This window comes from Luteimicrobium xylanilyticum (assembly GCF_009429125.1).
Lineage (GTDB): Bacteria > Actinomycetota > Actinomycetes > Actinomycetales > Cellulomonadaceae > Luteimicrobium > Luteimicrobium xylanilyticum.
In genome coordinates this window covers 2,751,230-2,761,968 of record NZ_CP045529.1, presented here as the reverse complement: position 1 = coordinate 2,761,968, position 10,739 = coordinate 2,751,230, and the positions used below count along the sequence as shown (strand labels likewise).

Annotated in this window: 8 protein-coding genes; all 8 read right to left on the bottom strand. The window is 74.2% G+C overall.

Features of this window, described 5'->3' with window-relative positions:
• Positions 1 to 223 precede the first annotated feature (223 nt).
• The 8 genes from KDY119_RS12255 to KDY119_RS12220 all read right to left on the bottom strand — a co-directional run bounded on the left by KDY119_RS12255 (position 224) and on the right by KDY119_RS12220 (position 10,696).
• Positions 224 to 1,201, bottom strand: a complete 978-nt coding sequence (locus tag KDY119_RS12255; RefSeq protein WP_148283978.1) for a hypothetical protein — start codon at positions 1,199 to 1,201, stop codon at positions 224 to 226.
• Between the two features lie 183 nt (positions 1,202 to 1,384).
• Positions 1,385 to 3,052 (bottom strand): FAD-binding dehydrogenase, encoded by a 1,668-nt coding sequence (locus tag KDY119_RS12250; protein WP_153022371.1) that lies wholly within the window; start codon positions 3,050 to 3,052, stop codon positions 1,385 to 1,387.
• 23 nt (positions 3,053 to 3,075) lie between these two features.
• On the bottom strand, positions 3,076 to 4,290 hold the full coding sequence (locus KDY119_RS12245) for a GDSL-type esterase/lipase family protein (protein WP_051136157.1): 1,215 nt from the start codon (positions 4,288 to 4,290) through the stop codon (positions 3,076 to 3,078).
• The gene (locus KDY119_RS12240) at positions 4,287 to 5,504 is read right to left on the bottom strand and encodes a glycoside hydrolase family 1 protein (protein ID WP_153022370.1); all 1,218 of its coding nucleotides are present in this window, start codon (positions 5,502 to 5,504) and stop codon (positions 4,287 to 4,289) included. The genes KDY119_RS12245 and KDY119_RS12240 overlap by 4 nt, the downstream gene beginning before the upstream one ends.
• Positions 5,501 to 7,063 carry a family 20 glycosylhydrolase gene (locus tag KDY119_RS12235; protein WP_051136156.1) on the bottom strand — a complete coding sequence of 521 codons (1,563 nt, stop codon included), beginning with the start codon at positions 7,061 to 7,063 and terminating at the stop codon, positions 5,501 to 5,503. The genes KDY119_RS12240 and KDY119_RS12235 overlap by 4 nt, the downstream gene beginning before the upstream one ends.
• A complete protein-coding gene (locus KDY119_RS12230; protein WP_036946467.1) occupies positions 7,060 to 7,926 on the bottom strand; it encodes an ATP-binding cassette domain-containing protein in 867 nt (288 codons plus the stop codon). The genes KDY119_RS12235 and KDY119_RS12230 overlap by 4 nt, the downstream gene beginning before the upstream one ends.
• On the bottom strand, positions 7,923 to 9,758 hold the full coding sequence (locus KDY119_RS12225) for a dipeptide/oligopeptide/nickel ABC transporter permease/ATP-binding protein (protein ID WP_153022369.1): 1,836 nt from the start codon (positions 9,756 to 9,758) through the stop codon (positions 7,923 to 7,925). Before KDY119_RS12225 ends, KDY119_RS12230 begins: the two co-directional genes overlap by 4 nt.
• Complete coding sequence (locus KDY119_RS12220; RefSeq protein ID WP_036946458.1) at positions 9,755 to 10,696, bottom strand: ABC transporter permease; 942 nt, start codon at positions 10,694 to 10,696, stop codon at positions 9,755 to 9,757. Before KDY119_RS12220 ends, KDY119_RS12225 begins: the two co-directional genes overlap by 4 nt.
• Positions 10,697 to 10,739: the final 43 nt, after the last annotated feature.

The following is a 10,739-nucleotide window of genomic DNA, read 5'->3' as shown; positions in this document are numbered from 1 at the left end:
GGCTGACGGCCGGGGCGTGGCGCGGCGGGGCGTGGTCACGGTTCGAACCTACCGCCGTCGGCGCGAGCGCTCCCCCCGAGCCGCACCTTCGCCCGCGCGGCCCGCCACTGCCGACCCGACGACGGCGCCCCGCTGCGCGCCCGTCCCTGCCTCCGAGTACGCGGATTTCCGTCGAGTACGAGGGTCCGGTGCTCGTACTCGGCGGGAATCCTCGTACTCGGCGTCAGGTTCGCCGACGACGGCGCCCGGCTGCCAGCGCGGCCCGCACCCGGCCGATGAGGCGCTCCGGATGTGCGAGGTCGTCCCACGTGACGTGGACGACGATCCACCCGGCTTCGATGAGCGCATCGTGCCGGCGCTTCTCCTCGAACAGACGGCGCCGCGGGTCCCCGTACTCCCCGCCGCTGTACTTGACCGCCCCGTCGAACTCGATTCCGATCCTGAGCTCCGGCCAGCCGAGGTCGACCCACCGCGTGCCGAGGAACGTCTCGACCGGGATGGCGAGCTCCGGGATCGGGAGACCCGCGGCGGCCAGCTGCCAGCGTGTTCGCGACTCGCCGACGGAGTCCGAGCGTGGATCGGCGAGCGCGATGACACGTCGGGCGAGCCTGATGCCTCGGCGTCCGGCGGCCTCGTCCGCTCGGGCGACGAGCGAAGCGCGGTCGGCACCGGCGAACAGCGCCGAGTCGACGACGGCGAGCGCGCGTTCGGGCGTCATGCTGCACGCGCAGTCGAGCGCGGTACGGACGAGGGATGTCACCGGGAGACCGTCGACGGCGGAGCGGTCGACGTGAGCGAGCGCGTCGGCGTGGCGGTGCACCTGCGGGATCGTGTCGTGCGGCGGCTTGGAGAGCTGCGTGACGTGGACCTCGGCCCCGGGCTGCCACACCCGGCAGCCCCAGAGCAGAGCGGCCGTCTCGTGGCTGAACCAGAACGGCGTCGTCAGTCTCCTGCTCGTGGCGCGGACCCCGAGCAGCTGGAGCCCCTCGGAGTGCCGCCAGCGTGGCTCGGGCGGCGGCGCGAGGCCGACCACTCCGGGAGCGACCCGGACGAGCGTGCCGTTCCTGAGCCCTGCCCGGAGTTCTGCGGCGGGCACGTCGTCGGTACGCAGGACCTCCGGGACGACCGGCCGGCGTCGTGGTCTGCGGGGCGGGCCTGGTGGAGCGGTTGGTGTCGGCGCGGCCGTGAGGTTCGTCGTCATGTCGGCGAGCGTGCCGGACGTCGACCGGTCGGGACGTGGCGACGTCGTGCCTGGGGACGAGGCGACCGCCTGTGGTCGGCCCTCGCCCCCGTGATCACCGAGTACGAGGCTTTCCGCCGAGTACGAGCGTGGGAGCCTCGTACTCGGCGGAAAACCTCGTACTCGGCGGGGAGCGGCCTGGCGTCAGCGAGCGAGCGCGCGGCCCACGGTCCGGCCGGTGAACAGGCAGCCCCCGAGGAACGTGCCCTCGAGCGCGCGGTGCCCGTGGACGCCGCCACCCCCGAATCCCGAGGCCTCGCCGACGGCCCACAGCCCGTCGAGCACCTCGCCGTCGGGCCGCAGCACCCGACCGACGGCATCGGTGTGGAGCCCGCCGAGCGTCTTGCGGGTGAGCACGGACAGCCGCACGGCGAGCAGCGGCCCGTCCTTGGGCTCCGTGAGGGGCCGCGGCGGCGCGACGCGGATCAGCCGGTCGACCGTGAAGCGCCGGGCCATCGCGGTCGCGACGACCTGGTGGTCCTTGCCGAGCCCGCTGGTCACCTGGGCGTCGCGCAGGGCGATGGTGCGGGCGAGCTCGCCGGCGTCGATGCGGCGCTCGCCGACGAGCGCGTTCATCCCGGCGGCGAGGTCGGCGGGGGTCGCGGCGAACACGAACTCGGGCGACTTCTCGGCGAACGCGGCGACCGGCCCGACGGCGCCCGGCAGCACCCGCCTGGTGAGCAGTCTGACGTCCTTGCCGGTGAGGTCGGGGTTCTGCTCGCTCCCGGAGAGGGCGAACTCGGTCTCCATGATCCTGCGGTTGAGCACGAACCACGAGTGCGTGTCGCCCTGCCGGGTGACGTGCTGGAGCGAGCCGAGCGCGTCGAAGCCGGGGTAGAGCGGCTGGGGGAAGCGGCGCCCGTCGGCGTCGAGCCACAGCGAGGACGGTCCGGGCAGGATCCGGATGCCGTGCTGGGTCCAGACCGGGGAGTGGTTGGCGATGCCCTCGGGGTAGTGCCACATGCGGTCCTCGTGGACCATCGCGGCGCCGGAGTCCCGGGCGACCTCGAGCAGGAGGCCGTCGGTCGAGTCGGGCACGCCCTGGAGCATCCGCGGCGGCAGGGTCCCGGCCTCGCGGGGCCAGCGTGCGCGGACCAGGTCGTGGTTGGCGCCGATCCCTCCCGAGGCGATGACCACGGCGCCCGCCGCCAGCTCGACCTCCCCGACGACGTCCCGCGACGACGGGGCGCCTCGCTCGGCGTCGTCGGCGGCGAGGACCTCGGCGCGCACGCCGGTGACGCGACCGTCGGTCATCACGAGGTCGGTGACGCGGTGCCGGAAGCGCACGTCGAGGAGGCCGCCGCGGGCGGCGTCGAGGGCGGTGGCGACGAACGGCTCGACGATCCCCGGCCCGGTGCCCCAGGTGACGTGGAACCGGGGCACGGAGTTGCCGTGCCCGTCGGCGAGGTACCCGCCGCGCTCGGCCCACTGGACGAGGGGGAACCAGCGCACGCCCTTGCCGTGCAGCCAGGACCGCATCCCGCCGGCGGCGAAGTCGACGAACCCGCGCGCCCACGCGTAGCCGAGCCGGTCGGGGCCCTCGCCGCGCTCGGCGCCGGGCTCGAACTGCGCCGAGCCCAGCCAGTCGGAGAACGCGAGGTCCGCGCTGTCGTGCACGCCGAGGCGCCGCTGCTCGGGCGAGTCGACGAGGAACAGCCCGCCGAACGACCAGAACGCCTGGCCGCCCAGGCTCGCGCGAGGCTCCTGGTCGAGCAGGATCACCCGCTTCCCGGCAGCCGTGAGCTCTCCGGCCGTGACGAGCCCGGAGAGCCCCGCCCCGACGACGATGACGTCGACCTCGGTGTCGTTCATGCCGCGGAGCGTACCCGCTCGGATCAGGCGTTCACCCACGTGGCGAGAGGGTCGTCGAACCGGGGCGTCGTCGGTCGCGCCGTCACCGGGCCTTCCCGCAGGACACGGCGGAGCACCGCCGGGAAGCGCGTCGCGATCAGGTCGTGACCGTCGGCGTCGGGGTGCAGCGCGTCGTACAGATGATGGGTGTCGTCGGCTCCGAAGACGTCCCGTCCGTCCAGCAGGAAGAGGTAGGGGTCGCAGCGCACGGCGTGCACGGCCGCGAGCACCTCACGCGTGCGTCGGAGCGTCAACGCGCCCTCGTCGGGCTCGACCATGCGGCGGGCCGCTCTCATCCGGCCGTCGGCTCCGGTCACGACCGGCCCCGGTGTGTCCTCGTGGAGGGGGCAGGCGACCGCCTGGAGGAGCACCACGGGGGTCGTGGGGAGGGCCTCGCGCACCGTGTCGAGGAACGCATGGACGGCGGGCAGCATCGCGCGCTGCCGCATCGAGTCCGCGTTCACGAGGTTGATGCCCAGCGCGAGCGTGACGAGGTCTGCCGGGACGTCCCGCACCGTCCGTGCGGTGAAGCCGTCGAGCTGTGCGTTGCCGGCGAACGCCAGGTCGGTCAGCTCCCAGCCCTCGGCCCGTGCGACCTGGGCCGGCCACGGTCGGTCGGGCACGCGGAGGTCGAGACCGTGGCTGATGGAGCTGCCGTGGTGCGTCCAGCGCAGCGCGCCGGGACGACGGCCGACGGGCGCGACCGGCGCGTCGGCGTCGATCGCCAGGACCTCGACGCGAGCGCCGTGCGGCAGCCGCACCACGACGTCGCGCTCCGCGGCGGGCCGTACGGCACGCACGACCAGGTGGAACGGCTCGCCGGGCACGACTGCGCCGACGGTGCGGTCCGGTCCCAGCGGCAGCAGGTCGGCCCGCTCCACCCGAAGCTCCTGGCGGGCCCCGCCGTCCTCGACGACCACGACGGGGCTCGGGGCCGCCGCTCCCGCCGGCCCAGGGACGAGGACCGCGAACGTGACGGCCAGCTCGGTGGCGGCCGTGCGCACACGCACCTCGACGCCCGCAGCGGCCTGCTCGCACCAGTGCAGGAGCGGGTCGTCGTGCTGGGCGCGTGCCCACGGCGCCAGCCGGTACGGGACGAGGCCGCCCCGCGGTCCTGGCTCGAGCGAGACCGCGCCGACGACGAACGGGGCCAGGTCTCCTTGCCGCACCTGGACCGTGTGCCGGACCGCCGACGTCATGCGACCGTCGCGCTCGCGCCCCGGGCCGTGCGCGCGCGCTCGCCCAGCCAGGCGAGGCTGGGCTTGGGTGTGCGGACGAACGACTCGCGGTCGACCTCGACGAGGCCGAACCGCGGCCGCCAGCTGCCCCACTCGTAGTTGTCGAGGAGCGACCAGTGCAGGTAGCCGCGCACGTCCACGCCGTCGGCGAGCGCCGCCTCGACCCCGGCGAGCGCGTCGCGCGTGTAGGCGATCCTCGCCTCGTCGTCGTCGGTGGCGATGCCGTTCTCGGTGATGAGGATGGGCACGTCCCCCACGACGGAGGCGGTGTGCCGGACCGCGTGCCCCAGCGCCTCCGGGTAGACCTCCCAGCCGGTGAGCGTACGGGGTGCGTCCGGGGCCGGTGGTACCGGGCCCTCGGGGCCGACGACGGTGCGGGTGTACGACTGCACACCCACGAAGTCGTCGTCCTTCGACGCGACGAGGTACTGCTCCTCCCTCGGCCACGCCCAGTCCGCGAGGGTCTGCGCCACGCGTTCCGCGACCTCGGGGTCGTCGCTCTGCTGCGGCTGGAAGTCCTGGTTCGCGACACTCCAACCGGTGCGTGCGCCGCTGAGCGCAGCGAGCTCCCCCCGCGCCTCCGCGTGGGCGTGCAGCAGACCGTCGGCCGTCGCCTGGTCGGGGGGCGGCAGGGTCCGCGCGTCGGCTCCGCTCGTGCCCGGGTGCACGCCGTCCCGCAGGACGGCGTGCATGAGCGCGACCATGTTGGGCTCGTTGATCGTGCAGATCCACGTGACGCCGTCGAGCACGGGGAGGACGGCCCGGACGTAGCGCCGGAACAGTCCCGGTGCGTCGGGTTCCGCCCATCCGCCGGCGGCCCGGAACCACGCGGGAGACGTGAAGTGGTGGAGGGTGACGACAGGTGTCAGTCCACGGTCCAGGCAGCCCTCGACCATCCGCCGGTAGTGCTCGAGCTCGGCGCGCGACACCTGGCCCGGAACCGGCTCGATGCGCGCCCACTCGATGCTGAACCGGTAGGTGTCCAGGCCTGCGGCCGCCACGAGGTCGAGGTCCTCGCGCCACCGGTGGTAGCTGTCGCAGGCGTCGCCGCTGCGTTCCGGGAGAGGCGACGCCGGCTGGTTCTCCAGCAGCCACAGGTCGCTCGCGACGTTGTTGCCCTCGATCTGGTGGGCTGCGGTCGACGTGCCCCAGAGGAACCCGGGGGGAAAGGTCATCGGTCGTCTCCTCGGTCGCGGCCCGCCGCACGGGCGGGCCAGTAGGCGGCGCCCCACCCCGCCGCGCGCCAGCGCGGGCGGTGACGGGCGAGGCGCTCGTGATGTTCGGTCCAGGTGGTCCCGACGCCCCAGGCGTGCTCCGCGACGCCGGCGAGCCGGGGCAGGAGCAGGAACGCCAGGTCGTCGAACGACTCGACGCTCTCGCACCAGACGGCGGCCTCGATGCCGGCGAGACGGGCGCCGTCGAGCTCCGGCAGCGCGGCCGGGTCGACGTCGTACATCTGGCTGAGCGTCTTCGACGGATAGCCGGGCATGCCGACGCGGGCTCGTCTCGCCTCGGCCTCGGGCTCCTCGGCCGGTTCCGCGTACGGGCGGTCGAGGTACAGCGTGTCGTTGCTCGAGACGAGGATCGGCACGTCAGCCCGCACGGCGGCCGGGACGTCCTGGGGTGCGATCGCGAAGAGCTCGGCCGCGCGGTCGACGAACGGGTGCATCGACTCCGGGACCTGCCGCTTGATCGCTGCCGTGTCCAGCCGGTTCTCCGCCCCGATCCAGTACTGCAGGACGTCGTCCGGGGTGAGCGCGCCGCCGCGCACGGCCTCCTGCCACACGACGGCCCGGCGGCCGGTGGCGTGCACCGCGTCGACGAGGTGGGCGGCGAAGGCGTCGTAGTCGTCGGCGCGCATCCCGAAGGGCTCGTCGCCTCCGACGTGGACGAAGCTCGAGGGGGACGCCTCGGCCAGGTCGCGTACGACGTCGGCGACGAAGGCGGGGGTGTCCGGCCGCGCGAGGTCGAGGTGACCGAGCAACGGGTGGGGTGCCGGTCCACCGAGATCCGGGTAGGCGGCGAGCGCGGCGGCGGCGTGCCCGGGCAGGTCCGCTTCGGGCAGGACGACGATCCCGCGGTCGGCGGCGTACCGCACCAGGCCGGCGAGGGCGTCGGGCGACAAGGGGTCGTCCCCCGAGCCGAGGGCGCGACGGCGCCGCGACCCGAGGCGCCAGGCCTGGCTGTCGGTCAGGTGGAGGTGCAGGACGCGCATCCGGTAGCGAGCCAGCAGGTCGACGACGGCGCGGATCTCGTCGGCGCCGAACCGATGTCGGACGACGTCGAGCGACAGGCCGCGCCAACGGAACCGCGGGCCGTCCTCGACATGTCCGACCGGGAGGGTCCCCGGGGTGTCGGCGGCGAGCTGGACGAGGGTCGCGAGGCCGCGCACCACTCCTTCGGGCGCTGCGGCGACGAGCTCGACCGTCGGTCTCGCGTCGTCGCCCGTGCCGATCGTCAGCACGTAGCGCTCGTCTGCGGGCCGTGGGCCCGGTTCGACGCCGTCGGGCTCGGGCAGGTGCGCGACCGCCCTCGGCTCGATGACGACGGTCACCGGGAGCGCACCCGTGCCGGTGACGACGCCGACGAGCCGGAGCTCGGCCGCGAACCACCGCGAGACGGCGGTCGTCAGGCCGGCCGCCGGGTCGAGGCGGACGCGCAGGCCTTCGGGGACGGGCACGTGGCCGCTGAGCGCGACGTGGCGGGGCCACGGGACGAGACTCGGGTGGTTCATGCGGCGACGTCCCCGCTCGCGCCACGGACCGCCGCGAGGCGCTCGCGACGGATTCGCTGCTCGTCCGGATCGGCCACGGGCGCGGAGAGCAGGAGCCGACGGGTGTACGGGTCGCGGGCGTGCTCGACGACGTCGCGGGTGGGCCCGTTCTCGACGATCCGGCCGTCGTGGATGACAGCGACACGGTGGCTGAGGTACCGGACGACCGCGAGGTCGTGGGAGATGAACAGGTAGCTGACGCCGGAGTCGCGCTGGATCTCGAGCAGGAGCTCGAGGACCGTCTCCTGGGTCGTGAGGTCGAGCGCAGAGACGGGCTCGTCGCACACGACGAGGCGAGGGCCGACTGCGAGCGCGCGCGCGATCGCGACACGCTGGCGCTGGCCGCCGGAGAACTCGCGTGGGAGGCGTGTGGCGGCGTCCCTCGGGAGGCCGACACGGTCGAGGAGCCCGGCGACGCGGGCACGAGCGTCCCGAGGCGTCACCCCTTGCCCGAGCAAGGGCTCGGCGAGCGTGTCCCCGACGAGCAACGAGGGGTTGAGCGACGTGTAGGGGTCCTGGAACACGACCTGCAGGTCGCGTGCGAGGGCTCGGCGTCGTCGTCGGCCGGTGTCGGTGATGTCCTCGCCGGCGAGCAGCACTCGCCCCGAGGCGATGGGCGCGAGGCCGAGGACCGCCCGTCCGATGGTCGTCTTGCCCGAGCCGGACTCGCCCACGAGCCCGAGCGTCTCGCCGGGCCGGACATCGAGGTCGACCCCGTGCAGGACCTCCCTGCCGGCGGCGCGCCAGCCCTTGCCGGGGAACGTGACGTGGAGGTCGTGGACCTCCAGGAGCGGCGTGCCTGGTGCGTTGGATGCGGTGCTCATGCGGTGGCCTCCGTACGGTCGGGGGCGCTCGACGGAGGCTCCCAGGGTTCGCGGCACGGGGCGTCGTCGAGCACGGCACCCACGAGACGCCGTGTGTAGGGGTGCTCGGGCCGGCGCAGCACCTGCGCCGTCGTCCCGTTCTCCACGATGCGACCGTCCTGCATGACGGCGACGCGGTCGCACAGGTCGGCGACGACACCGAGGTTGTGCGTGACGAGCAGGACCCCGAGACCGCGCTCGTCCCTCAGCCTGCGCAGGAGCGCGAGCACCTCGGCCTGCACCGTGACGTCGAGGGCCGTCGTCGGTTCGTCGGCCACGAGCAGCCGGGGGTCGCCCGACATCGCGCCGGCGATGAGCACCCGCTGGGCCATCCCGCCGGAGATCTCGTGCGGGTAGAGCCGGGCAACCCGCTCGGGGTCCTTGATCTCGACCTGGCGGAGCAGCTCGACGACGCGGGCGTGGGCGGCCCGGCGTGAGAGGCCGAGCGTGCACCGCAGCGGCTCGGCGAGCTGGCTGCCGATCGTGAACGTGGGGTCGAGGTTGCTCATGGGCTCCTGGGGCACGTAGGCGACGACGCGGCCGCGCAGCGTGCGGCGCGCTCTCTCGTCGAGCTCGAGGACCTCCTGCCCCTCGACGGTCACCGAGCCGCGCACGACGTGCCCTCCGCGCGGCAGGATGCCCAGGACCGAGAAGGCGGTCTGGGACTTGCCCGAGCCCGACTCCCCGACGAGCCCGACGATCTCGCCTGGTCCGACGTCGAGGTCGACGTCGTGCACGACCTCGCGCGCGTCGTCGTCGGTGCCGTACGCCACGGCCAGGCCGCGGACGGAGAGCAGGCCGCCGCGTGGCACGTCCGAGCCGGCGCTGCTGGGGACGGGTGCGGGAACGGGGACGGGGGTGGTGCTCGTCCGGGGGGCCGGGCGCCGTCGCGCGCGCCGCGCGCCGCCGGCACCTTCGAGCGCGTCGCGCAGCGCGCTCGCGACGAGGACGAGGCTCGCGCTGGTGAGGCCGAGGGCCAGGCCCGGCCAGACGATGAGGCCGGGGGAGCGCTGGATGTTCTGGAAGGCCTCGTTGAGCATCGCTCCCCAGGTCGGGGTGTCGCCGCTGCCGATGCCGAGGAACTCGAGGCCCGCCTGGAGGCCGATCGCGATGCCGCCGACGAGCGCGGCCTGGATGATGATCGGGGCGCGCACGACGACGAGCACGTGTCGCCCGATGATGCGGGCGTCGGAGAGGCCGCTGACCCGCGCGGCGTCGACGTAGAGCTCCCCCCGCACGTCTGCGACCACGCCGCGCGTCAGCCGGTAGAAGCTCGGCGCGACGAGCACGCCCATGACGAGCATGAGGACCCAGACGGTCGGGCCGAGGATGGCGCGCGACGCGAGGAGCACGATCATGGCGGGCAGCGACATCACGAGGTTCACGAGCCAGCTCGCCACGCCGTCGAACCGGCGCCCGCGATAGCCCGCGACGAGCCCGGTCGGCACGCCGAGCACGAGGGCGACGGCTACCGCGAGCCCGGCACCCCCGAGCGTCGTGCGCGCGCCGTACAGGAGCCGCGACAGGACGTCGCGCCCGGCGGAGTCGAGGCCCAGCGGGTGCCCGGTGGTCGGCCCGTGGAAGGCCAGGGCGAGGTCCGCGGTCGACGGGTCCTGCGGCGCGAGGACGGGCGCGAGCAGTGCGGCGAGGACGACGAGCACGAGCACGGCGCCACCGGCGACACCCAGCGGCGAGTGCAGGTAGGCCGACCAGGTGCTCCGCCGGGGAGCGCGCTCGAGCCGGTTCGTGTCCGGGTCGGTCGCGAGCGACTCGTTCTGCAGGGTCTCGCTCATGCGACCCTCGCCTTCGGGTTGGGGACGCCGACGAGCACGTCGACGACGAGGTTGACCACGACGACGCCGACCACCGAGACCATGACGAGGCCCATGATCACGGGGATGTCCCCGCGCGTCGTGTACTGGACGGTCATCGAGCCGATGCCGGGGAGCCCGAAGATCTGCTCGACGAGGACGGCGCCGCCGAGCAGGCCCACGAACTGCAGGCCGAGGACCGTGAGCGCGGGCGCGGACGCGTTGCGCACGACGTGGCGGAACAGGATCCGTCCTGGCGGGAGGCCCCGGGCGCGCAGGGTGCGGACGAAGTCACGCTCGAGCACGTCGGCCACGGATCCCCGGACCTGCTGCGCGACGCCGGCGACCGCCCCGACGGAGAGTGCGGCGATGGGCAGGGTGACGGTGGACAGCCACCCGCTCGGCGACTGGGTGAAGGGGATGTATCCGATCGCGGGGAACCAGCGGAGCTGGACCGCGAAGACCAGGACGAGGACGAGCGTGACGAGGAAGCCCGGCAGCGCGTAGCCGATGACGGACAGGACCTGGACGAGCCGGTCGACGACGCCGCCGCGGACCGCGGCCCAGACACCGAGCAGGAGCGAGAGCACGGCGGTGACGAGGGTGACCCCGACGACGATGCTGAGGGTCACGGGGAGCCGGGTCGCGAGGGCGCTCCAGACGTCCTCCCCGGTGAACCAGGACCGACCCAGGTCGCCGCGCACGGCGTGCGAGAGCCAGTCCGCGTACTGAGCGAGCATCGGACGGTCCAGGCCGAGCGAGGCGTTGCGGGCGTCGACGGCCGCCTGGGAGGCGTTCTGGCCGAGGAGGGCGCGCCCGACGTCCGTGTGCGGCACGGACAGCAGGGCGAACGTCAGGAAGGAGATCACGAGGAGGAGGAAGATGCCGGCGGCGAGGCGCCGGAGGACGAAGGTCGTCATGAGGGGCTCCGACGGCGGGGCGGCGCGTCGCGCCGCCCCGCCG

What these genes read in the sequence shown, in the direction of transcription:
- KDY119_RS12255 (WP_148283978.1), bottom strand. Translation starts at nt 1,201, where the DNA reads ATGACGACGAACCTCACGGCCGCGCCGACACCAACCGCTCCACCAGGC.
- KDY119_RS12250 (WP_153022371.1), bottom strand. Translation starts at nt 3,052, where the DNA reads ATGAACGACACCGAGGTCGACGTCATCGTCGTCGGGGCGGGGCTCTCC.
- KDY119_RS12245 (WP_051136157.1), bottom strand. Translation starts at nt 4,290, where the DNA reads ATGACGTCGGCGGTCCGGCACACGGTCCAGGTGCGGCAAGGAGACCTG.
- KDY119_RS12240 (WP_153022370.1), bottom strand. Translation starts at nt 5,504, where the DNA reads ATGACCTTTCCCCCCGGGTTCCTCTGGGGCACGTCGACCGCAGCCCAC.
- KDY119_RS12235 (WP_051136156.1), bottom strand. Translation starts at nt 7,063, where the DNA reads ATGAACCACCCGAGTCTCGTCCCGTGGCCCCGCCACGTCGCGCTCAGC.
- KDY119_RS12230 (WP_036946467.1), bottom strand. Translation starts at nt 7,926, where the DNA reads ATGAGCACCGCATCCAACGCACCAGGCACGCCGCTCCTGGAGGTCCAC.
- KDY119_RS12225 (WP_153022369.1), bottom strand. Translation starts at nt 9,758, where the DNA reads ATGAGCGAGACCCTGCAGAACGAGTCGCTCGCGACCGACCCGGACACG.
- KDY119_RS12220 (WP_036946458.1), bottom strand. Translation starts at nt 10,696, where the DNA reads ATGACGACCTTCGTCCTCCGGCGCCTCGCCGCCGGCATCTTCCTCCTC.